Annotated in this window: 21 protein-coding genes; 13 read left to right on the forward strand and 8 right to left on the reverse strand. The window is 67.7% G+C overall.

Going from position 1 to position 22,733, the window contains the following annotated elements; translation table 11 throughout:
• Window positions 1-197: 197 nt before the first annotated feature.
• From FHW79_RS07235 to FHW79_RS07250, 4 genes are all read left to right on the forward strand, one after another.
• Complete coding sequence (locus FHW79_RS07235) at window positions 198-1,973, forward strand: DUF3369 domain-containing protein (protein ID WP_183178255.1); 1,776 nt, start codon at window positions 198-200, stop codon at window positions 1,971-1,973.
• 171 nt (window positions 1,974-2,144) lie between these two features.
• Window positions 2,145-2,696, forward strand: coding sequence for a SiaB family protein kinase (locus FHW79_RS07240; protein WP_183178256.1), 552 nt, complete (start codon window positions 2,145-2,147; stop codon window positions 2,694-2,696).
• Between the two features lie 41 nt (window positions 2,697-2,737).
• On the forward strand, window positions 2,738-3,121 hold the full coding sequence (locus FHW79_RS07245; protein ID WP_348984072.1) for a DUF1987 domain-containing protein: 384 nt from the start codon (window positions 2,738-2,740) through the stop codon (window positions 3,119-3,121).
• Complete coding sequence (locus FHW79_RS07250; protein ID WP_183178258.1) at window positions 3,118-4,167, forward strand: HAMP domain-containing sensor histidine kinase; 1,050 nt, start codon at window positions 3,118-3,120, stop codon at window positions 4,165-4,167. The genes FHW79_RS07245 and FHW79_RS07250 overlap by 4 nt, the downstream gene beginning before the upstream one ends.
• A gap of 6 nt (window positions 4,168-4,173) precedes the next feature.
• Here FHW79_RS07250 and FHW79_RS07255 read toward each other — a convergent pair whose 3' ends face one another.
• The 6 genes from FHW79_RS07255 to FHW79_RS07280 all read right to left on the reverse strand — a co-directional run bounded on the left by FHW79_RS07255 (window position 4,174) and on the right by FHW79_RS07280 (window position 10,902).
• On the reverse strand, window positions 4,174-4,905 hold the full coding sequence (locus FHW79_RS07255) for a response regulator transcription factor (RefSeq protein ID WP_183178259.1): 732 nt from the start codon (window positions 4,903-4,905) through the stop codon (window positions 4,174-4,176).
• Between the two features lie 137 nt (window positions 4,906-5,042).
• Window positions 5,043-6,617, reverse strand: coding sequence for a SpoIIE family protein phosphatase (locus FHW79_RS07260; protein WP_183178260.1), 1,575 nt, complete (start codon window positions 6,615-6,617; stop codon window positions 5,043-5,045).
• Window positions 6,614-7,375 (reverse strand): transporter substrate-binding domain-containing protein, encoded by a 762-nt coding sequence (locus FHW79_RS07265; RefSeq protein ID WP_247884195.1) that lies wholly within the window; start codon window positions 7,373-7,375, stop codon window positions 6,614-6,616. Before FHW79_RS07265 ends, FHW79_RS07260 begins: the two co-directional genes overlap by 4 nt.
• 147 nt (window positions 7,376-7,522) lie before the next feature.
• A complete protein-coding gene (gene ftsH / locus FHW79_RS07270; protein ID WP_183178262.1) occupies window positions 7,523-9,301 on the reverse strand; it encodes an ATP-dependent zinc metalloprotease FtsH in 1,779 nt (592 codons plus the stop codon).
• A gap of 137 nt (window positions 9,302-9,438) precedes the next feature.
• Entirely contained in the window at window positions 9,439-10,398 is a 960-nt protein-coding gene (locus FHW79_RS07275) for a J domain-containing protein (RefSeq protein WP_183178263.1), read from the reverse strand.
• Between the two features lie 48 nt (window positions 10,399-10,446).
• Window positions 10,447-10,902 carry an RT0821/Lpp0805 family surface protein gene (locus FHW79_RS07280; RefSeq protein ID WP_183178264.1) on the reverse strand — a complete coding sequence of 152 codons (456 nt, stop codon included), beginning with the start codon at window positions 10,900-10,902 and terminating at the stop codon, window positions 10,447-10,449.
• Window positions 10,903-11,083: 181 nt separating this feature from the next.
• On the opposite strand from FHW79_RS07280, the gene pdxH reads away from it, so the two are divergent.
• From pdxH to FHW79_RS07325, 9 genes are all read left to right on the forward strand, one after another.
• Complete coding sequence (gene pdxH / locus FHW79_RS07285; protein ID WP_183178265.1) at window positions 11,084-11,695, forward strand: pyridoxamine 5'-phosphate oxidase; 612 nt, start codon at window positions 11,084-11,086, stop codon at window positions 11,693-11,695.
• Between the two features lie 34 nt (window positions 11,696-11,729).
• Window positions 11,730-12,665: a cation diffusion facilitator family transporter gene (locus tag FHW79_RS07290; RefSeq protein WP_183178266.1), complete on the forward strand. Its 936-nt coding sequence runs from the start codon at window positions 11,730-11,732 to the stop codon at window positions 12,663-12,665.
• 161 nt (window positions 12,666-12,826) lie between these two features.
• Window positions 12,827-14,218, forward strand: a complete 1,392-nt coding sequence (locus FHW79_RS07295) for a methyl-accepting chemotaxis protein (protein WP_183178267.1) — start codon at window positions 12,827-12,829, stop codon at window positions 14,216-14,218.
• A 201-nt stretch (window positions 14,219-14,419) separates the two neighbouring features.
• The gene (locus FHW79_RS07300) at window positions 14,420-15,454 is read left to right on the forward strand and encodes a methyl-accepting chemotaxis protein (RefSeq protein ID WP_183178268.1); all 1,035 of its coding nucleotides are present in this window, start codon (window positions 14,420-14,422) and stop codon (window positions 15,452-15,454) included.
• A gap of 99 nt (window positions 15,455-15,553) precedes the next feature.
• Window positions 15,554-15,787: a hypothetical protein gene (locus FHW79_RS07305; protein WP_183178269.1), complete on the forward strand. Its 234-nt coding sequence runs from the start codon at window positions 15,554-15,556 to the stop codon at window positions 15,785-15,787.
• A 165-nt stretch (window positions 15,788-15,952) separates the two neighbouring features.
• On the forward strand, window positions 15,953-16,777 hold the full coding sequence (locus FHW79_RS07310) for an MBL fold metallo-hydrolase (RefSeq protein ID WP_183178270.1): 825 nt from the start codon (window positions 15,953-15,955) through the stop codon (window positions 16,775-16,777).
• 81 nt (window positions 16,778-16,858) lie between these two features.
• Window positions 16,859-18,145: an SLC13 family permease gene (locus FHW79_RS07315; RefSeq protein WP_247884196.1), complete on the forward strand. Its 1,287-nt coding sequence runs from the start codon at window positions 16,859-16,861 to the stop codon at window positions 18,143-18,145.
• Between the two features lie 177 nt (window positions 18,146-18,322).
• Entirely contained in the window at window positions 18,323-19,339 is a 1,017-nt protein-coding gene (locus FHW79_RS07320) for a glycosyltransferase (RefSeq protein ID WP_183178271.1), read from the forward strand.
• 10 nt (window positions 19,340-19,349) lie between these two features.
• Window positions 19,350-20,933 carry a hypothetical protein gene (locus FHW79_RS07325; RefSeq protein ID WP_183178272.1) on the forward strand — a complete coding sequence of 528 codons (1,584 nt, stop codon included), beginning with the start codon at window positions 19,350-19,352 and terminating at the stop codon, window positions 20,931-20,933.
• 127 nt (window positions 20,934-21,060) lie between these two features.
• On the opposite strand, the gene FHW79_RS07330 is transcribed toward FHW79_RS07325, so the two are convergent.
• Window positions 21,061-22,230 carry a GTP-binding protein gene (locus FHW79_RS07330; RefSeq protein ID WP_183178273.1) on the reverse strand — a complete coding sequence of 390 codons (1,170 nt, stop codon included), beginning with the start codon at window positions 22,228-22,230 and terminating at the stop codon, window positions 21,061-21,063.
• A complete protein-coding gene (locus FHW79_RS07335) occupies window positions 22,200-22,706 on the reverse strand; it encodes a Fur family transcriptional regulator (protein WP_183178274.1) in 507 nt (168 codons plus the stop codon). Before FHW79_RS07335 ends, FHW79_RS07330 begins: the two co-directional genes overlap by 31 nt.
• Between the last annotated feature and the right edge of the window lie 27 nt (window positions 22,707-22,733).

Here is a 22,733-nt window from a genome sequence, read left to right on the forward strand (position 1 = left end):
TAAAAGATTACAGTAATACTTGGGTATGCATCAAAGGGCAGAATTGGCCCAAATTCGTGCTGGGTTCCTCTAATGCATGACGTTTTGTGACAATTTGCTACACCCCTGGACGGGTGGGCTTAGGTCTCGTACCGCTTTGGTGCCTTCCTTGTCCGTCGATGCGGAACCATTTGGGTAGGTCATGCGTGGAGGATAGCATGGGCCAGGATATGGACGAAGGTCTGGACGACGAACCGTTGTTCGGACCCGACGACGGCTTCGCCGACGACTCCACGGCCAACGCCCGGCCGGCGGACCCGTGGCCCGTGCTGGTGGTCGACGACGATCCCCAGGTCCATACCATGACCGAGGTGCTGCTGCGCGATTTCGAGTTCGAAGGCCGCCCGTTCGAAGTGGTCAGCGCCCTGTCCGCCGCCGCCGCGCGGTCGCTGCTGCTGACCCGTCCGGACATCCCGGTGGCGCTGCTCGACGTGGTGATGGAGACGGACGACGCCGGTCTGCGTCTGGTTCGCTTCATCCGTGAGGATCTGAACAACCACCGCATGCGCATCATCCTGCGCACCGGCCAGCCCGGACAGGCGCCGGAGCGTGACGTGGTCGTCGCCTACGACATCAACGACTACAAGGCCAAGAGCGAGCTGACCGCCCAGCGCCTGTTCACCACGCTGGTCAGCGGGCTGCGGGCGTGGCGCGACATCGTCACCATCGAACGGCACCGCCAGGGGCTGGAGCGCATCCTTGCCGCCTCCGCCCCGCTGTTTGAAACCCGCTCCATGCGCACGCTGGTGGAAGAGCTGGTGGACCAGCTCAGCAAGGTCGTGGACAACAGCGGCGGCGCCGTCCTGGCCTGCCGCATGGTGGACCGCGGCGACGGCAAGACGCGGGCCACCGTGGTCGCCGGCTCGGGCCGCTTCGCGCGGTTCGTCGGGCGGCCCGCTTCCGACGTCCTGGAGCCCGACCTGACCGCCCAGGTGATCGCCGCCTTCGAGATCCAGCAGAGCAGTTTCGGGTCGGCCCGCTGCATCTTGGCCTTCCGCACGCGGGAGCATGGGACGACGGTCTTCGCCCTTGAGCGGAGCGAGCCCTACCGCGAAGACGATCACCGGTTGCTGGAGCTGTTCTGCGCCCGCGTCATCATCGGTTTCGACAACGTGTGCCTGTACGAGGACTTGGTGGCGCTGAACCAGTCTCTGGAACGGCGCGTCGGCGAGCGGACGGCCGAGCTGGCCGCCAACCAGGCCGCCCTGGTCGCCGCCAAGGAACGGGTGGAGCGGGCCCTGGAGGCGGAACTGGTGGCCCGCGAGCAGCAGCGCCAGTTCGTCACCATGGTCAGCCACGAGTTCCGCACGCCGCTGGCCATCATCGACAGCGCCGCCCAGATGCTGACGCTGCGGGCCGAACGGGAGACCCCGGACTCTCTGGAGCGGCTGCGCGTGATCCGCAGCAGCGTCCAGCGTTTGACCGGGTTGATCGACACGCATTTGACCGACGAGCGGCTGCAGGCCGGCACGCTGCGGGTGCAGCGGGCGGAGGTCGACCTGAGGGCGCTGCTGCGTTCGGTGACCGAACCCTTCCGCACCGCCTACACCGGCTGCGACTTCCACCTCGATCTGGACGGCTTGCCGCCGGTGGTGATGGCCGACGGGCATCTGCTGGGCATGCTGTTCAGCAACCTGCTGAACAACGCCTTTAAGTATTCGGACAGCGATTGTCGCATCACCGTGCGCGGCCAGACCGACGGCGGCATGGCTGTGGTCGAGGTGGCCGACCAGGGCCGCGGCATCCCGCAGCACGAATTGCCCCTGCTCTTCGAGCGGCACTATCGGGGAACCGGCTCCGCGGGCGTGCCGGGGACGGGCATCGGGCTGCACACGGTGCGGCAGATCATCCTGCTGCATGGCGGCTCGATCAGCGCCGAAAGCACGGTCGGGCAGGGCAGCCTCTTCCGCGTCCGCCTTCCGATGAAAAGCTGAACGCGCCGGGTCGGTCCACCGCCGTCCTCCTTTGATAATCCTTCCAGCGCGGCAGACGGAAATGTAACGTGCTCATAACAAGGCCGCCGTGATGGCCGGAAACCGGTCCGGGCCCTTCAGACACGGCGGGCGGCCTTTTCGCACTCCAACGGAAGAACCGTGGACTCCATTATGCTCGCTCAGCAATATGCCGGGATCAAACGGGACCTTGACGAGAAAGGCATCATTTTCTCGTTCAGCGGCTATCTGTCCGAAGGGATACTTTATTCCCTGGGCGAAGCGTTGCGCGAGAAGATGACCCTGGAGGAAACCGATGGCCCGACGGTTCGCCGGGTTTTCGCCGTCTTCGTCGAGCAGATGCAGAACATCATCCGCTATTCGGCCGAAAAGGTGACCGGCGCGCGCGAGAAGCCGGTCGAACTGAGCGCCGGGATGGTCACCATCGGCATGGAGGGCGGGAAGGTCTTCATCGTCTGCGGCAACACCGTGTACAACGCCGACGTGCCGCGCCTGCGCGACCGCCTCGAGTATCTGAAGGGCTTGGACAAGGACGCCATCAAGACCTATTACCGGGAGCAGTTGCGCGAAGCCCCGGAAGAAGGCGCACGGGGCGCCAACATCGGGCTGATCGAGATCGCGCGCCGCGCCAGCGAACCAATCGAGTATGATTTCCTCGAAATGGACGAGGGCAAGAGCTTCTTCTGCCTCAAGGCTCGGATCTGAGAGCGGCTGTGGACATCCGGACGACCATGGAATCCCTGAAATTGCCCGCGACGGGCCGGACGCCCGAAGTCGACTTCGACTTCGCCCAAGGCGTGCTCCGCCTCAGCGGCGAGTCCTATCCCGACGACGTCGCGACCTTCTTCGGCCCGATCTTCGCAGCGCTCCGCGCCTTTCTCGCCGAAGCGGGCGGCCATCCCATCCGCTTCGATATGGAGCTGCTGTATTTCAACAGCTCCAGCGCGAAAGCCCTGATGAACATCTTCCAGATGCTGGAGACGGCGGCCGGTGAAGGACGCAGCATCTCGGTCACCTGGTGCTACGAGGAGAACGACGATTCCATGCAGGAGCTGGGCGAGGACTTTGCCGAGGACCTGCAGCACGTCGCCTTCACCCTCAAACAGATTCCGGCCGACGGGGCGTCATGACCTTCAACCTCTTCGCCGCTGAGGAGCAGGCCATCGAGCAGGCCCGCCTTCTGGGGGAGAGGCTGGGCGCTGCCGCGCCCGAACTGCGCGCCGACTTCGAGGCGCTGGTGGAGGCGTTCCAGCGCAGCACGCGCGAACAGCGCCGCCTGGTCCGGGTCAGCGACCGGCTGCAGGCGCAGCTCGGCTCCGCCAATCAGGAGTTGGAACGGCGGCGGCAGGAAGCGGAGACCGCGCTGGCCGACCTGCGCGAGGCCCAGGAGGCGATGGTCCGCGCCGAGAAGCTGGCCTCCCTGGGCGCCCTGGTGGCCGGGGTGGCGCACGAGATCAACACCCCCGTGGGCATCGCCGTGTCCTGCGCGTCGCATCTGTCCGACGCCACCGCCGGGCTGCGCCGGCGCGCCCAGTCGGGCGAGCTGAGCAAGGCGGACTTTTCCCGCTATCTGGCCACGGCCACGGACACCTCGGCGCTGATCCTCACCAACTGCGAGCGGGCGGCCAAGCTGATCGCCAGCTTCAAGCAGGTGGCGGTGGACCGCGCCAGCGCCGAACGGCGGGCCGTGAATCTCAACCGCTACATTCAGGAGACGCTGGTCAGCCTGGAACCGAAGCTCCGCCAGGGTCGGCACACCATCGCCGTATCCTGCCCGGACGGGCTGGTGGTCGACAGCTATCCCGGCGCGCTGTCGCAGATCCTGACCAACCTCGTGATGAATTCGGTCACCCATGCCTTCGTCGACGCGCAGGGCGCGGAGGGGCAGGGCGGCGCCCTGTCGATCACGGTGCAGGAACCGGAGCCCGGCACCGTGCGGCTGGATTACACCGATGATGGACGGGGCATTCCGGCGGACCATCTGCCGCGGGTCTTCGATCCCTTCTTCACCACCCGGCGCGGCGAGGGAGGAAGCGGGCTCGGCCTGCACATCGTGCACAATCTGGCGGTCGGAGCGCTGAAGGGGACGATTTCTGTGAACAGCGCGCCGGGGCAGGGCACGCGTTTCGTCCTGACCTTTCCGACAAGCACGCCTCCGGACGACCCCTCCGCCTGAACTGATTCAGATCACGCGGACCGGTGCGGAGAACACATAACCCACGCCGTGGACCGATTTGACCGGCGCGGTCTCGCCGATGGCGTTTTCCACCTTGTGGCGCAGGCGCCCGACCACCGTATCGATGGAACGGTCATCGGGATTCCAACGGCGGTTGTAGAGCGCCACGGAAATCTGGTCGCGAGTCGCCGGCTGGCGGGCCTGACCGGCCAGCAGGGAGACCAGCTTCATCTCCATGCTCGTCAGGCTGACCCGCACGCCCGCCGGGCTGGTCAGCGCCCAGGCCGTTGCGTCCAGTATCCAGTTGGCTTCGTCCGTCGCGGGCTGGCCGGAGGATTGCGGGGCCGGCGGGGTGGTGGCGCCGTTGCTGGTCTCCAGACGGCGGAGAAGGGCCTTGGCCTGGGCCTCCAGTTCACGCATCTCGACGGGCTTGACCAGATAGGCGTCGGCGCCCAGCTCCAACCCGACCACCCGGTCGACGGTGGAGCCGCGGGCGGTCACCATGATGATTCCAACAGCGGGATTCTCGCGCAGCCGCGTGGCGATCTTAAATCCGTCCTCGCCCGGAAGATTGACGTCCAGAACAACCAAGGATACTGGGCGTGACGCGATCTGCTCGTCCAGTTCGCGTCCATTCTTCGCTCCGATCGCGTCGAAGCCGCAACTGCGCAGGTACTCGATCATGTCACGTCGCAGAGACGCCTCGTCCTCGACGACAACGATCGTAACGGCCGCCATCCCCTCTGCTCCCCCGTTACCGGTGCTTATTGTTCATAGGGCCGGCGCGGAAATTATATGAAGTCGAATCGTAGGTCGAGTGACTTCGGCCCGCAACGGCCCCCTGCTGCACTATTACGCAATCTTTCGAAGGGTAGTTACGCGATTTCCCACAGTGTGTTCCACGTCGGGGCCGCCGGGTCGCCGGCCAGCCGGACCCGGAAGCCGATCATGGTGATGTCGTCGCGCTGCGGGCGGTCGCCCTGGAAGCCGGACAGGCTGGCCTCGATGCGCTCCTTCTGCCGGTCGAGCGGCAGCGCTCGGCATTCCTCGACCACGCCGTGCAGCCGGCGCTTGCCGAAGCTCCGCCCCCGTTCCCCGCCGCACTGGTCGGTCAGCCCGTCAGTGCAGATGTAGAAGGTCTGGTCGGGTTGCAGCTCCAGGCTGTGGTTCGTGAAGGCCGGGGTGGGTCCGGACGCGCGGTAACCGAGGCTGCGGCGGTCGGCGCGGATCTCGGTCAATCCGTCCGGACCGGCGATGGCCAGCGGCAGGCGGGCGCCGGCGTAGACGAGCCGCCGCCGCGCCGGCTGGACGTAGCACAGCGCCAGATCCAGCCCGTTGTCGAAACCGCCCTCCCAGTTCGCGGCGTCGCCGTCCTGGTGCAGGGCCGCCCGCACCTTGTCGTCAACCGTGGCGAGCAGCGCCGCGGGATCGGCGGCGCCCATGCCGTCCACCACGTTGTTCAGCACCGCACTGGCCGTCATCGTCATGAAGGCACCTGGCACGCCGTGGCCCGTGCAGTCGGCGACTCCGATCAGGAAGCCGTCTTCGACGTCGCGGTAATAGTAAAAATCACCGCTGACCACGTCGCGCGGGCGCCACAGGACGAAATGCTGGGCCAGCCCGCCCTCCAGCACCTCCGGCTTTGGCAGGATCGAGGACTGGATCAGCTGGGCGTAGTTGATGCTGTCCATGATGCGGCGGTTGATGTCGGCCAGAGCCTCCGTCCGTTCCTGGACGCGGAACTCCAGCGTCTGGGTGTAGTCCTGGACGGTCTCGGCCATGCGGTTGAAGGTCTTGGTCAGGACGCCGATCTCGTCCTCCCGCTCGGTGGCGAGGCGGGCGCCGTAGTCGCCCCGAGACACCGCCTGGGTCGCCTGGGTCAGCCGCCGCAGCGGGCGGAGCACGACGCGGTTCAGCATGACGCTGATGATGGCGATGGCGGTGATCAGGGACAGCAGAAGCAGCCCGACCACCGGCAGCAGCGCTTCCAGCGTGTTGCGGTGGACCTCCTCCGTCGAATAGAGCAGGCGCAGCGTTCCCACCTGCCGGGTCACCCCGTCGCGCCCCCGCAGATCGATGACCTTCTCGACGGTGGTGGAATCGGCGGAGGTCCTGGGGTCTCCGGACACCGCCATCGGTTCGCTGCGCCCCGGCTCGAAGACGGAGACGGCGAGGATGGCAGGGTCGCGCTCGCGCAGCGAATCGATGATGTTGCGGACGGCGCGGTCGTCGATCTCCCAGATCGGGTTGGCCAGCGCGTCCGTCTGCATGGCGGCGACCAGCTGCGCCCGCTTGGTCAGAGCCGAGACCTGCTGGTGTTCCACGATGTTGGCCGACACGGCCACGGCGACCATCCCGACGGCGGCGGCGGTGACCAGGATGACGCTGCCGATGCGGGTCAGCAGCGAACGGTCGCGCCGTCCATCGGCGAGGGAACGCAGTTCGGTCACGGGGCGATTCCCAGCCGGGTCCACAGCGCCGGCAGCGCGCCGCTGCGCTCCAGCCGGTCGAGCGTTGCGTTCACCCAGGCCACGCCGACCGGACCGTCGCGGCGGACCAGGATGGTGTGCTCGTAGATCTGGTCGGTGCGGTCGGACACCAGGAGCAGGGACGCCATGTCGGGGTTGGCCTTGAGGAATTGCGCCAGGAAGGAGCGTGTGACGATGGCCAGCGCGGCGCGTCCGGCGGCGACGCTGCGCACGTTGCCCTCATGCGTGACGGTGAGCCGGGTGTTGAAGCGCTTTTCCAGAACCTCCGGGTCGGCGGTCATGCCGGCGAAGGCGTAATGGTAGCCGAGCCGCCCGAGGATCGTCTTGTCGTCCAGCCGGTCGAAATAGCTCTGGTCCATGCCTGGACCGGCCTTGGCGACGAACACCTCCGCGTCGCGCAGGAACACCCGCGAGGCCTCCACGGGACGCCCCTTCCAGCCCCAGGCGAGGCTTTCGAAGGCGATCATGTCGAAGCGGCCCCGCTCCATATCCTCGTAGCGCCGCTGGGGGGAGGTGCGGACCAGCTCGAACCGGAAGTCGCTCTGCTCCGCGTTCAGCAGGTCGAGCAGGGCCTGCGTGACGCCGCCGCCGGATTCGGTGACGTAGGGAGGAAACTCGTAGCCACCGACCTTGACGGTCACCGGAGCGGTCGCGGAGTCGGCGGTTGCCGCAAGGCCGGACGACGGAAGGCCGCCCGCCGTCATTCCGGCGAGCGCCAAGGCCAGTATCGTCCGGCGGGCAACCGCATTTGCCATCCTCAGCCCCGATGCTGATCGCACGATTGTGCGGAAATTCTACGGCATTTTACCAATGTATGCGCGTATGCAGCAATCTTTGTCGATGAATGTGAAAGAAGATTTTTACCATCAGGCCGCTTCCGTTTCCCGTTCTTCCTCGGCCAGCGCGCCGATCTCATCGCCGCTCAGCGTCTCGCGCTCCAGGAGGGCGGCGGTGATCCGCTCCAGCGCCGCGCGGTCGGCGGCGAGGATGCGGCGGGCGCGCTCCATCCCCTCGTCGGTGATGCGGCGGACCTCCTCGTCGATGCGCCAGGCGGTGCGCTCCGAGCGCACGACGGCGGGGTCGTTGCCGGCGTGGGCGACATAGCCGATGGCGTCGCTCATCCCCCAGGCGGTGACCATGCGGCGGGCGAGATCCGTGGCGGCGCGGAAATCGGCCTCCGCCCCGGTGGTGACGGCGTCCGGGCCGAAGACCAGATCCTCGGCCGCTCGACCGGCCATGGCGACGGCGATGTCGGCCAGCAGCTTGGCGCGCGACACCGACACGCGGTCACCCTCCGGCAGCCGCACCACCATGCCCAGCGCGCGGCCGCGCGGGATGATCGTGGCCTTATGGATGGGGTCGGCCTCGGGGCAGCGGATGGAGACCAGCGCGTGACCGGCCTCGTGATAGGCGGTCAGGCGCCGCTCGTGGGCGGAGAGGGCGAGGCTGCGCCGCTCGTTGCCCATCAGGACGCGGTCCTTCGCCGCCTCGAAATCGGCCATGCCGACGATGACGCGCCCGTTGCGCGCGGCGGACAGGGCGGCCTCGTTGGTCAGGTTGGCCAGCTCGGCGCCGGAGAAGCCGGGTGTGCCCCGCGCCACCGTGCGGACGCAGACGTCAGGGGCGAGGTGCAGCCGTCCGGTGTGAACGCCCAGGATGGCCTCGCGCCCGGCCACGTCGGGCAGCGCGACGTGGATGTGGCGATCGAAGCGGCCCGGCCGCGTCACGGCGGGGTCCAGCATCTCGGCACGGTTGGTCGCGGCGATCACCACCACCTCGCCGCCGTTCACGATGCCATCCATCTCGACCAGGAGCTGGTTCAGGGTCTGCTCCCGCTCCGAATGGGAGTTGGATTCGCCGCGCTTGCCGGCCAGGGCGTCGACCTCGTCGATGAACAGCAGGCAGGGGGCGGCGGCCCGCGCCGTCTTGAAGACGCTGCGCACCCGCGCCGCACCCAGCCCGACGAACATCTCCACGAAGTCGGAGCCGGAGACGGTGAAGAAAGGCACCCCGGCCTCGCCCGCCGCGGCCTTTGCCAGCATCGTCTTGCCGGTGCCCGGCGGGCCGACCAGCAGGATGCCTTTGGGCACGCGGGCGCCGGCCATGGCGAAGCGGCGCGGGTCGCGTAGGAACTCCACGGTCTCGCGAAGCTCATCCTTCGCCTCGTCCACCCCGGCGACGTCGGCGAAGACGGTGCCGGTGTCGCTCGGGCGGACGCGGGTGGCGCGGCTGCCGCCGAGGAACTGCCCGCCGCTGAGCAGAAGCGCACCCACCAGCAGGCCGATCACCAGGAAGGGCGCCAGCTTCTCCAGGACGGAGACGGTGCCGGAGACCAGCCCGCCGGCCGCCTCCTCGAAGGCGATGGCGATCTTGCGCCCGCGCAGCTCCTTCAGCAGGTCGTCGGTGACCGGAACGACGGCGCGCAGCCGCTGGCCGTCCGGCGTGACAGCGTGCGCCCCGTCGCCGCGGAAGGTGACCGAGGCGATGTCCCCCCGTTCGGCCGCCGCCACCAAGTCGCTGTAGGTCGCGATCTCCTCGGCGCCGTCGCGCGTGTAGTCGGTCCAGGCCGCGAAGGCGAACCAGCCAAGCAGAAGCGCAGCAACAACGGCGAGGGCGGTCAGGTATTTTTTCGGGATCGGCGGCATGGCGTCCTACGAAAGCAGCGAAAACCGTTTCCGGCACATCGCTGCCATTGATGAAGGCGCCACCGCCCCGCATCAACCGCATTCGGTCCAGGACTTTTCTTTGACATACAAGTAACGAGAGGGTTAACGGGCCGGATTCACTCCAGCCCGGCCTTCTTGCGCACGTCGTAGCTGCGCGTCCGCGACCATTCCTCCATGAACTTCACCAGTTCCGCATCGGGCGGGTCGGGAAGGACGACCTTCAGCTTCACATACTGGTCGCCGGCCTGCTTGGTCGCCTGGTTCATCACGCCCTTTCCGCGAAGCCGCAGGGTGGAGCCGGTGTTGGCCCCCGGCGGGACCTTCAGGGCGACCGGACCGCTGATGGTGGGCACGCGGATGGTGGCGCCGAGGACCGCCTCGTTCAGGGTGATCGGCACCTCGACATGGATGTCGGAGCCCTGGCGGGTGAAGAAGGGGTGCGCCTCGACATGGACCTCGACGATGGCGTCGCCGGCCCCGAAGCCGCCGGCGCCGGGAAGCCCCTGGCCCTTCAGCCGCAGCTTCGCCTGATCCTCCGTTCCCGGCGGAACGGCGACGTCGATGCTCTTGCCGTTGGACAGGCTGATGCGTCGCTTGGTGCCCTGGGCCGCTTCGACGAAGGGCACGGAGACCGAATAGTTGATGTCGCTGCCGCGCGACCGCGAGCCGCCGCCGGCAGTTCCGCCCGCGGCGCCGCCACCGGGCCCACCGCGCTTGCGTCCGCCGCCGAACAGGTCGGAGAACCAGTCCTCGCCGCCGAAGAAGGAATCATCGCCGGCGCCGCCGGCCCCGCTGTAGGCGCGGCTGCGCCCGGCGTTGGCGCGGGACCGTCCACCGAAGCCGTGATGCCGCTCCTGGCCGGAGGCGTCGATCTCGCCGCGGTCGAAGCGGGCGCGCTTGTCGGAATCCGACAGCAGCGTATAGGCCGCCGAGATTTCCTTGAAGCGCTCCTCGTTCGCGGCGTTGCCGGGCTTCAGGTCGGGGTGGAACTCCTTGGCGAGCTTGCGGTACGCCTTCTTGATGTCGTCGGCGCTCGCGGAGCGGGTGAGGCCGAGGATTTGATAAGGGTCACGCATGCGGTCCACGGACAGAGTTATTCCACCCCGAAGCCCGGGGATGAGGCGTTACGAATTGGCGACGATCTTCCACGTACCGTCGGCCTGTTTGCAAGCGGTTCCGTAGGCCAATTCGGTCTGGCTCTTTGTGGTTACCGTTTGGTGGAACTCCCGGCAATACTGGCCGGCGTTGTTGTAGCCCTCGCGCGTCGTGGTCAGCGAGCCGTAATGGCCCGTTGCCGGGTTGGTCCAGCCGATCTTGTCGCCGACCGGGGCGGCGTAGGCGCGCTTGGCCGCGGTTTCGGCGGCGGCGGCGTCCGATGGCTCGATCGCGGCGGCGCCGATGAAGGCGCCCAGCAGCGGGCCGGTGCCAGAGGACGCGACCTTGCCCGACGCGTTGCCATAGGTCGACGAGATGCGGCCGCCGACGGTCTCCGCGTTCTTGGTGGCTTCCTTGGAGGTGCTGACGCAACCCGCAAGCAGGGCGATCGCCATCGCCGCCGGGACGAGCTTCTTCACGAACATCGATGCTGCCTCGAAAGGTTGGGAGCCGGCATGCCTTGCTTCTGGCGCACCGGTGGACACTCATATATGCGAGGCTATCCTATCTGTGAATTGGGCATATTTGTGAACTGGCAAGACGCCGGAAACGACGCCGAAACCTGACGTTGAAACTTTGGGCCGACGGCCGCGCGACGAGGGGACAATGAGCGAATCCAACGACCGGGACCCGTACGCCCTGTTTCAGGACTGGATGGACGAGGCCACCCGCAGCGAGATCAACGATGCCAACGCCATGGCGCTGGCCACCGCCGACGCGCAGGGGGCGCCGTCGGTGCGCATGGTGCTTCTGAAGGGCATCGATCCGCGCGGATTCGTCTTCTACACGAACACCGAAAGCCGCAAGGGCGAGCAGCTTCTGGCCAACGCCAACGCTGCCTTGTGCTTCCACTGGAAGACGCTGAAGCGCCAAATCCGCGTCGAGGGTTCGGTGGAGCAGGTGTCCGACTCCGAGGCCGACGCTTATTTCGAAAGCCGCCCGCGGGAGAGCCGCATCGGCGCCTGGGCGTCGCAGCAGTCGCGCCCGCTGGAGGGCCGTTGGGAGCTGGAGAAGCGGGTCGCCCAGTTCGCCGCCAAGTTCGGCCTGGGCGCGGTTCCCCGCCCGCCGCACTGGACCGGCTTCCGCATCCTGCCGCGGCGAATCGAGTTCTGGCAGGATCGCCCCTTCCGCCTGCACGAGCGGCTGGTGTACCTGCGCGAGGGTGATCCGGCGGCGCAGGAGCCGGCGCGCTGGACGACGGAGCGTCTCTTCCCGTAAAGGACCGGTACCGTCACCACATAAGAAGACGCTCATGAGCGAAGCGCGTTCGCACCGGCTGCGCCGGTACGCCACCTACGCCAGCGTGTCGGTCTCCCTGACGCTGATCCTGGCGAAGCTGGCGGCCTATCTGGCCACCGATTCGGTCAGCATCCTGTCGTCGCTGATCGATTCGAGCACGGACATGATGGCCTCGGTGGTGACGCTGCTCGGGGTGCGGACGGCGCTGCGTCCGCCGGACGAGGCGCACCGTTTCGGCCATGGCAAGGCGGAGGCGCTGGCCGCCCTGGCCCAGGCCGCGTTCATCGGCGGCTCCGCCCTGTTCCTGACCATCGAGGCGGTGCGCCGCCTCATCACCCCGCAGCCGGTGGGCGAGGGGGCGGTGGGCATTGCCGTGATGCTGCTGTCGATCCTGCTGACCGCCGGCCTCATCACCTTCCAGCGCCATGTGGTGACGGCCACCGGTTCGGTCGCGGTGGGGGCGGACCGGCTGCATTATTCCGGCGACCTGCTGATGAACGCGGCGGTCATCCTGGCGATCCTGCTGACCGGCTGGACCGGGATCAGCGCCTTCGACCCGCTGTTCGGGCTGGGCATCGCCGCCTTCCTGCTCTATGGCGCCCGCAAGGTCGCCAGGGAGGCGCTCAACGTCCTGATGGACCGGGAACTGCCGGCGGAGGAACGGGAGCGCATCGCGGCGCTGGTGATGGCGCAGCCGGACGTCGCGGGAATGCATGACCTGCGCACCCGCAGTTCCGGCATCGGTGCCTTCATCGAACTGCATCTGGAACTCGACCCCGCCCTGTCGGTCGCCAAGGCGCACGACATCACCGACCGGGTGGAGAGCCGCCTGATGGAAGCCTTTCCCGGCGCCGAAGTCCTGATCCACCAGGAGCCCGCCGGTCTTCAGGACGACCGGTTGGACCACCGCATTGCGGATGGCCAGGGCGCCGAAGGCGGTGCCGGCTGACGCTTTTTCCGCCAACGGTTGCGGGCAGGTTACCGGCGCGCAATAATTGAGCATATTGCCTTTTGGAATGACCCTTCCTCCGTTGCGCAATTGTAAGGGTTCGGTAATAATTGCATTGGATTTTAGCGCTCTGCGCATTCTTGTGAACGGATGGCGGAAAAATGGACAGTGTGTTCGGCGGCCGCTCTCATCTGATTGCGGACATTGCCACCGAAGCGGGCAATCTCGGCATCGAGATCGCGGACATCGCGGGCCATGTGGAGGAGGTCAATGGCCGCCTCGGCCATCAGGCCAACGTTTTCGCGCAGTTGCGCGGCACTGGGAACAAGATGTCGGAGAGCACGCAGCGCATCTCCGCCGCCGCGACCGTGGCGCGTTCCGTGACCGAGGAGGCCCGGCAGGAGGTCGAATCGTCCCATGACCGCGTGCAGCGCTCCATGAACGACATCCACGCCCTCGTCGCCGCCGTGGGGAGCATCGAAGGGCAGATCGCCGGCCTTCAGGAGGCGCTGGACCGCGTCGGCCGTGTGGCCAAGGAGATCTTCGTCATCGCCAAGCAGACCAACCTGCTGGCGCTCAACGCGACCATCGAGGCCGCCCGCGCCGGCGAAGCCGGGCGCGGCTTCGCCGTGGTGGCGAACGAGGTCAAGGCCCTGTCCAAGAAGACCAGCGAGGCGACCACGGAGATCGACGCCACGCTGAAATACCTCAACGACCAGGCCCAGCGTTTGATGGCGGAAAGCGCGTCCAGCGCCGGCAAGGCCCGCGCGGTGAGCGAGGGCACCACCGCGATCGGCGCCGTCATCGAAACCGTCGGCCGCGCCATGGCGGAGCTGAACGGCGAGACGGACAAGATCGACGCGGCCTCGTCCGAGATCGGTGCCAACTGCGAAGAGCTTCAGCACGAGATCGACGACCTCGCGGTCGGCGTGCAGCTTTCCAGCGACAATCTGGCCCAGGCGCGCGACCGCGTGAACACGCTGGTCGGGATGAGCGAGCGGCTGATCGGCATCACCGCCGAACTGGACGTGGAGACGGTGGACACGCCCTTCATCCGCATGGTCCGCGACGCCGCGTCGCGCATCTCCGCCGATTTCGAGGACGCGCTTGTGCGCGGCGAGGTGCGCGAGGGCGATCTGTTCGACAGCAACTACCAGCCCATCCCCGGCTCCAACCCTCAGCAGCACATGACGCGCTTCACCCAGTTCTGCGACCGCATGCTGCCGAAGGTTCTCGATTCGCTGCTGGGGCAGAGCGAGCGCATCGTCTTCTGTGTCGCGGTCGACTCGAACGGCTATCTGCCGACCCACAACCGTAAGTTCAGTCAGCCTCAGGGAGCCGACCCCACCTGGAACGCGGCCAATTGCCGCAACCGGCGCATCTTCAACGACCGGGTCGGCCTTGCGGCGGGTCGCAGCACGAAGCCGTTCCTGCTCCAGACCTACCGGCGCGACATGGGCGGCGGCCAATACACCCTGATGAAGGATGTGTCGGCGCCGATCACCGTGCGCGGGCGCCATTGGGGCGGCCTGCGTCTGGCCTACAAGGTCTGAGCGGCCGCCGGACCGCCACCCGCGACAGGCTCCGGCGGCGTTCGATCCCCCATGGTTTGAGTGCCATTGAACGTTGCGGTTTTGTGATTGCATTCATTGAATGCCGACGGGGTGGGTTGCGGATGATCGGCTGAGCCGGAAAAAATCGGTCGTTCGGTCGTCCACGGGCGTCATCGCTGATGATCCTGGGAGGTGATGTTCATGCCCGAGCGAATCGTGGCCTTGTCGCGCGCCGTGTCCGATCTCGCCACGCGCAAGATGGATGAAATCCAAGCCGTTACGAACACGACCAAGATCCTGGCGCTCAACGCCCTGATCGAAGCGACGCGCGCGGGGGAGGCCGGACGCGGTTTCGCCGTGGTGGCTCAGGAGGTGAAGGCCATCTCGGAGCGAATCACCGGCATCGGTCACGAGTTGCGCGTTCAGATGGCGGTTCAGACGGACGAGTTGAACACGCTGGGCAACCGCTTGGTCTCGCAGTTGCGTGGCGGCCGGCTCGCCGATCTGGCACTCAACATGATCGACATCATCGACCGCAATTTGTACGAGCGGTCCTGCGACGTGCGCTGGTGGGCCACCGACCGCGCCGTGGTGGATTGCGCCGCCGACCCCTCCGAATCCAACCGCCGCGACGCCGCGCAGCGGCTGGGAGTCATCCTTGGCGCCTACACCGTCTATCTCGACCTCTGGGTCGTCGACGCCAAGGGCGTGGTTCTGGCGAACGGACGGCCCGACCGCTACCGCCGCGCGGTGGGCGCGTCGGTCGCGTCCGAGCCCTGGTTCCGCGAGGCCATGGCGACCCGCAGCGGCACTGAATTCTCGGTGGCCGACATCGGCACCAACGACCTTCTGGACCGCGCCACCGTCGCCACCTACGCCACGGCCATCCGGGCCGGCGGGGACGAGGGGGGAGCCGTCATCGGGGTGCTGGGCGTTTTCTTCGATTGGCAGCCGCAGTCCCAGGGCGTGGTCGACTCCGTCCGCTTGACGGAGGAGGAGCGCGTCCGGACCCGTTGCCTTCTTGTGGACAGCCGTCACCGCGTGATCGCCGCGTCCGACCGCAGGGGTGTCCTGACGGAAAGCTTCCCCCTGCGCACCGGCGGTCAGGGGCAGGGCAGCTATTCCGACGACCACGGGCGTGTGGTCGGTTTCGCCGTGACGCCGGGCTATGAAACCTACAAGGGGCTCGGCTGGTTCGGAGTGATCGTCCAGGAGTCCGTCGATCGTTGCGAATAGGCGTGTTGGATTGCAGCAATTCGATACTTTTGAGTGCTTCGCCTGAAATGCTGGCGAAACACCCCCGTGGTGCAGTTGAACCATGGAAAGGTGCTTCGCATGCAGGCTCTCAGGCAGATCGTGATCGTACCGGAACAGGAAGACGACCTCGTCGCGGAGGCGATCCGCGACGTGCGTATGGCCGACGTCATCGATCAGGCCACCAAGGACCGGCTGGTGGATGGGCTGACCGTTCTGAAGGCCGGGCTTCCCTGTTCCGATGCGGGCTGCACCGGATGTTTTCACCGCAGGTCCTGCGAACGTTTCATCGAAAGCATCCTGTGGACCAGTTGAAATCGGGCCAATCCGGAAGGGGGCGGCCTCACTCTTTGGAACCGGTGGGGCTGTGACGGTCGTCACCGCGTAAACCGAAAACCATGCTAAAATGCCGTTTTAACGGTCCCCGCACGGCGGCGTCAGGCGGTGTGTGGCCCGGAGATTCCGCGTCTTGAGGTCGGTATGGGCTTTTCGGTGACCTTCTGGGGGGTGCGGGGCACGGTTTCATGTCCTCTGCCGTCCCATATGGGCTTTGGCGGCAACACGAGTTGCGTCGAGGTTCAGGCGGGCGACCAGCGCATCGTCATCGACGCCGGCACCGGAATCCGCATGCTCGGAAAGCGCCTGCTGAAGGAGGGCGCCACCGACGCGACCCTGCTGATGAGCCACACCCACCTCGACCACATCTGCGGCTTCCCCTTCTTCGCCCCAGCCTACAGCAAGGGCTTCCATCTGCGCATCGTCTCGGGCCATCTGAGCGGCACCCCCGGTATCGAGGCGGCGATGGCGCGGCAGATGGAGCGTCCCCTGTTCCCGGTGCCGATGCGCACCATGGGAAGCAACATCGTCTTCGACGAGATCACGGCCGGCGACCGGTTCGCGCTGGGCGAGGGGGTGCGGGTCCGCACGGCCCGGCTGAACCACCCGGACGGCGCCACCGGCTACCGCATTGAGCATCTCGGCAAGTCCTTCGCCTATGTGACCGACACCGAGCACGTGCCGGGACATCCCGACCGCAACATCCTCGAATTGATCGATGGCGCCGACCTCGTGCTCTACGACAGCACCTACACGGACGAGGAGTGGCAGAACCGCGTCGGCTGGGGCCATTCGACCTGGACCGAGGGCGTCCGGCTGGCCCAGGCGGCCGGGGTGAAGCGGCTGGTGCTGTTCCACCACGACCCCGACCATGACGACGCCACCATGACCGCCATCGAGGCGGCGGCCCAGGCGGTGTTTCCGGACTGCTTCGCCGCGCGGGAAGGGATGACGGTCACGCTGGCCTGACCTCGGCTTGGTGCCTATGGCCCGACCCGGTGCCGGGCCGTTATAGAGGGGCTTTCTCCACCCCGCAGCGAACCCTCATCCATGCCCACTTCCTTTCTGGCCGTTCCGCCCATGACGCTGACGGTCGTCGCGCTGTTCGTCGTCACCTATGTCGGCATGGCGCTGGGACGCTTTCCCGGCCTGCGCATCGACCGCACCGGCATCGCGCTGGTCGCGGCGATCCTGCTGCTCGCCATCGGGGCGCTGGAATCGGGGCAGGTGACGGAAGCGATCGACTTCCCGACCCTGTTCATCCTGTTCGGACTGATGGTGCTGTCCGCCCAATACGCGGCCAGCGGCTTCTACGACTGGTGCGCCCTGCGGGTGGCGCAGGCGGCGCGCTCGCCGGCGCGGCTGCTGGCGGTGACGGTGGTGGTGGGCGGCGGCCTGTCGGCGATCCTCGCCAACGACGTGGTGGTCTTCGCCATGACGCCGATGCTCTGCGTCGGGCTGCTGGCCCGCCGGCTGGACCCGCGCCCCTACCTGATCGGCTTGGCCGGAGCGGCGAACGCCGGCTCGGCGGCGACGGTGATCGGCAACCCGCAGAACATCCTGATCGGCCAGATGGGCCATCTGGATTTCTGGCGCTTCCTGGCGGTGTGCGGGGTGCCGGCGCTGGTCGGCCTTCTGGTGGTGTATGCCGTGGTGTGGCTTGCCTGGCGGGGCCGCTTCGGCGAGCCGGATGACGGCGCGGCGGGCAGCGGGGCGACCGGGGAGGGCGGGGCGGAGCCGGTGACGTTGGACCGGGCGCAACTCGGCAAGGCGGTCGTGGCGACCCTGGCGCTTCTCGGCCTGTTCACCACCGACCTGCCGCACGAGATCGGCGTGCTTCTGGTCGCCGGGGCGATGCTGATCAGCCGGCGGCTGGCCTCGCGCGGGATGCTGGGCATGGTGGACTGGCATCTGCTGGTCCTCTTCGCCGCGCTGTTCGCCATCAACCACGCGCTGAAGCTGACCGGCCTGCCCGCCGAGTTCGTGTCCGGGCTGGAGGCCGCCGGCTGGTTGCCCGACCGGCTGGCCGTGATGACCCCGCTCGCCCTGGCGGCCAGCAACAGCATCGGCAACGTGCCGGCGGTGATCCTGCTGCTCGCCGCTTGGCCGTCGCCGCCGGAAGGGGCGCTCTACGGGCTGGCGATCCTGTCCACGCTGGCCGGCAACCTGCTGATCCCCGGCAGCCTCGCCAACATCATCGTGGTGGAGAGGGCGGCGGCCTCCGGCGTCCGGCTCGGCTTTGTGGAGCACGCCCGATGCGGCATTCCGATGACCCTTTTGTCGATGGGATTCGCCGTTTTGTGGTTGTGGGGCACCGGCTGGATGCGTCTGAGCTGATTTTTCTCCTTATGGGCTATGCGAATGGTGCCGCCCCTCTCCGTCCGGGGCATTGCCCTCTCTTCGCAAAGCAAAAAACTTGGGGTGGCCTCTTCGAGGCATGCCCCGAGGCGGAAAGCCCGAGGCACAGACGCCCAAAGCTCAGACGCCCAAGCTCAGACGAAGGACGGAAACCGTATGTCAGAAGCCCAGACGCCCCGGACGCTGGACACCGGAGCCCAGGAACGGCCTCGGGAAACGCCCTGGGAGACGCCGGTCGTCGCGGTGGTGGTCACCCACAACCGTCTGGCCCTGCTGAAGACCTGTCTGGCGGCCATCCATGGGCAGGAGCCGCGACCCGACCGCATCGTCGTGGTGGACAACGGCTCCAGCGACGGCACCGCGGAATGGCTGGCCGAGCAGCGGGCGGTGATGCCGGAGCTTCTGGTGGTCCGGCAGGCCAACATCGGTTCCGCCGGCGCTTATCACACCGCCTTCGCCACAGCGTTGGAACTGGGCGCCCGCTGGATCTGGAGCACCGACGACGACGGCATCCCGGCGCCCGGCGCGCTGGCCGAACTGCTGCGCCAGGGCGAACGGCACGACCTCGACCTCGTCGGGCCGACCGTGGTCGCCGCGGAGGACCGCGGCGATCTGGCCTTCACCATGCAGGGCTTCACCAAAGCCGACGCCTTCGCCGCCGCGGCGCAGGACGGCATCGTGCCGGGCACCATCGCGCTGTTCAACGGGACCCTGCTGCGCCGCCGCGTGTTCGAGCGGATCGGCAACATCAAGCGCGAGATGTTCATCTGGGGCGACGAGTGGGAGTTCACGCTGCGCGCCCGCCGGGCCGGGCTGCGCGACGCGACGGCGGTGCGCGCCCTGCACGTCCACCCGCGCAACCGCCGCACCCAGCGCCCGCTGGCCGGCGGCTTCCTCGGCACGGTGGAGGAGATGCCGGAGAACCGCGCCCCCTATTTCTTCCGCAACATGGGCTACATCCACGCCACCTACGAGCGCAAGTCCATCGCCCGCATGATGGTCAAATACACGCTCTACTACCTGCTGCACCGGCGCGTCGACATGAAGGGGCTGCGCGGCTTCTGGACCCATTACCGGGCCGGCCTGCAGAACCGCTATCCGGAAGACCTGCAAGCGTCCCCCACGGCCGCCGCGCCCGCCGCTCCGCCCCAGTCCTTCCCGAAAAGCGTCTGAGGGGGGCCGCATGTTCAGGGATTTCACCCTCGACGGGCGGGCGGCGTCGCGCGCCGAGTCCGTGTATGTCTGGCCCGCCGCCCTGCTGATCCTGGTGGCGGCTTCGGTCCCCGTCTGGATGTTCGAGATTCCGGCGCTGGGCGACTATGTCAACCACGTCACCCGCATGTATGCCCTGGCCCATCTCGACCAGGACCCGGCGCTGGCGCAATTCTACATGGTGCGCTGGGCGATCATCCCCAATCTGGTGATGGACATCGTCGTGCCGCCGCTGGCCAAGCTGATCGGGGTGCACACGGCGAGCCGGCTGTTCGTCACCGCCAGCTATCTGGTGCTGGTGACCGGCTCCATCGCGCTCTACCGCGCCGTCTGGGGCCGGGTGGAGCTGGGGCCGCTGGCCGCCGGGCTGTTCCTCTACACGCTGTCCACCTACATGGGCCTGTTCAACTACCTGTTCGGGCTGGGGCTGGCGCTGTGGGGAATCTCCGGCTGGATCGTGATGCGGGAGCGGGCGCCCTGGCAGCGCGGGCTGGCCTCGCTCGCCATCGTGCTGCTGCTGTTCATCTCGCACCTGTTCGCGCTCGGGCTCTACGGCCTGACGCTGCTGTCCTTCGAGGGCTGGCGGCTGTGGCGGAGCGGCGGCTGGCGCCACCCGCGGCGGGCGCTGCCGGACGCGCTGGCCTTCGGACTGCCCTTCCTGATCGTGCCGCCGCTGCTGCTGATGAGCCCGTCGTCGGGCTTCGCCGACGCGGTGCTGTGGGTCGGCACGGCGAAGCTGATGGGTTTCGACTTCCTGTTCGGGGGCTACGCCGACACGGTCGGCTATGTGACGGGGATCGCCGTCGGGCTGGGCCTCGCCTGGGGCTTGTGGAGCGGGGCGCTGCGCGTCCATCCGGTCGGCGCCATCACCATTGGGCTGGGGCTGGTGGTCTATGCGGCGATGCCGCTGGTCCTGTTCGGCTCCTGGTTCGCCGACAGCCGCCTGCCCATCGGCATCGCCTTCGTCGCGCTGGGTTTCGTCCGGTGGGAGTTGGCGACCTCTGCCATGCGGGCGGCCTTCCTGTCGGTGGTGGTCGCGCTGTCGCTGCTGCGCAGCGCCGACGCCGGGGTGGGGCTGGCCAAGGTGGACCCGCTGCTGGAGGAGGTGCGCCAGTCCCTGCAGCGGATCGAGCCGGGCAGCACGGTGCTCGCCACCTACGCCGACGAGACGCTGCACAAGTCGATCTTCCGCGCCACCCAGTTCACCGACGACCGCGCCCTGTCCTTCGGCCTGCACCACGCGCCGGTGCTGGCGCTGATGGAGCGCTCCAGCCTCGTGCCGATCGCCTTCACCCATCCGGGCAAGCAGGTGCTGCTGCTGAAGCCGGAGTATGCGGACCTGGACGGTGATTTCACCTACATGCCGCGCATCGGCTATGTTGCCGACGCGGTGCGCCAGCCGGGCTTGCGCGACAACCATTACTGGGCCGACTGGCCCCGCCGCTTCGGTTACGTCTATGTGCTGTTCAGCGAGCCGGGCCGGGCAAATCCGGTGCCGGAGCATCTGACGCTGGTGCAGGAGGGGCGGTATTTCCAGCTCTACAAGGTGAAGTGAGGCGGGTGCGGTTGCCCCCTCCCTAACCCTCCCCCGCTGACGCAGGGGAGGGGATTGCCGCCGCTTCCCAGAAGGCACCCTCCCCTGCGTCAGCGGGGGAGGGCCGGGGTGGGGGCAAGGAGTGCCCTCAGGCCGTCCCTTCCGCTCCCCAAACGAACTGGTCGAACATCGGCTGGATCACCGCCTCGCCGATGTCGCGGGTGATGAAGACGATCTTGGAGCGGTGATCCTCGCCGGGCCATTCCTGAAGCTGGACCGGCGGGTGGAACATGTGTTGCACGCCGTGGACGACGACCGGCAGCGGGCTTTCCTTCACGTTCAGCAACCCCTTGATGCGCAGAAGGTTCTCCCCGCCGGTGGCGATCAGGGCCTCCATGAAGTCGACGAAGTTGTTCCACGGGATCGGCTCGTCCACCACCATGCAGAAGGCGCGGATGTGGTCGTCGTGCCGGTTGGCATCGTGGTGGTGATGGTCGTGTCCGCAGTCGGGGCCGCAGGCGTCGCCATGGTCGTGGTCATGATCATGGTCATGCCCGTGCCCGTGATCATGATGATGAGCCTGCTCGTCGCGGTACGCCTCCTCGCGGAGCCAGCGCGCCACGTCGGGGCTCTTGGTGTCGGGGTTGTAGAGGCCGGCGTCGAACAGCTGCTTCGGGTCCACCTCGCCGAAGGCGGCGGGGATCTGCGGGGCGGCCGGGTTGATCGCCGACAGGCGCTGGCACAAGGCGAGCGTCGTGTGCGGCGTGGCGAGGTCGGTCTTGGTCAGCACGATGCGGTCGGCGACGGCGGCCTGCTTCACGCTCTCCGGCTGGCGGTCGAGCTGGTTGGCGCCATGCACCGCGTCCACCGTGCTGATGACCCCGTCCAGGCGGAAGCGGGCGGCCAGCAGCGGGTCGCTCATGAGCGTGTGGATGATCGGGGCCGGATCGGCGAGGCCGGTGGTCTCCACCACCACCCGATCGAACTCCGGGATGTCGCCGCGCACGCGCTTCAGGAACAGGTCGCGCAGCGTGTCGACGAGGTCGCCGCGGATGGTGCAGCACAGGCAGCCGCTGTCCATCAGCACCATGTTCTCCGACGCCTTGGCGACCAGCAGATGGTCCAACCCGACCTCGCCGAACTCGTTGATGACCACGGCGGTGCGGGCCATGCCGGGATGGTGCAGGAGCCGTTGCAGCAGCGTGGTCTTGCCGCTGCCGAGGAAACCGGTCAGCACCGAGACGGGCAGGCGGGGCGCCGGTTGGGCGGCGGGGGTGGGTGCGGCGGTCACGGGGTCTTCTCCTGGCAGTCGGTGCATGTGCCGCGCACCTCGACGGTGGGGCGGCTGACCTGGAAACCATGCTCGGCGGCGATGGTGCCGATGGCGGCGCGGATGCGCGGGTCGTCGATCTCCACGGCGTTGCCGCAGGTCTCGCACACCAGGAACTGCCCGGAATGGACGGCCCCCGGCGCCGCGCAGCCGATGTAGGCGTTCAGCGATTCGATGCGGTGGACCAACCCGTGCTCCACCAGGAACTCCAGCGCGCGGTAGACGGTCAGCGGGGCGGTGGCCTTGCCCTCGCGCTGGCTGAGGTCCTCAAGGATGGCGTAGGCGCCGCGCGGCTTGTGGCTGTTCCACACCAGCTCCAGCACCTGCCGGCGGAGCGCGGTCAGCCGCGCGCCGCGTTCCGCGCACAGGGCGTCGGCGCGCATCAGCGCGTCGGCGATGCAATGCGCGTGGTCGTGCCCGTGGCCGGAGGCCGGGCCAGCGGTGGAATGCGGATCGGTGGTCATGGCGTTATCTTATTACATCGCCGGACG

Origin of the sequence: Azospirillum sp. OGB3 (assembly GCF_014192915.1) — a bacterium.
Taxonomy (GTDB): Bacteria; Pseudomonadota; Alphaproteobacteria; order Azospirillales; family Azospirillaceae; genus Azospirillum.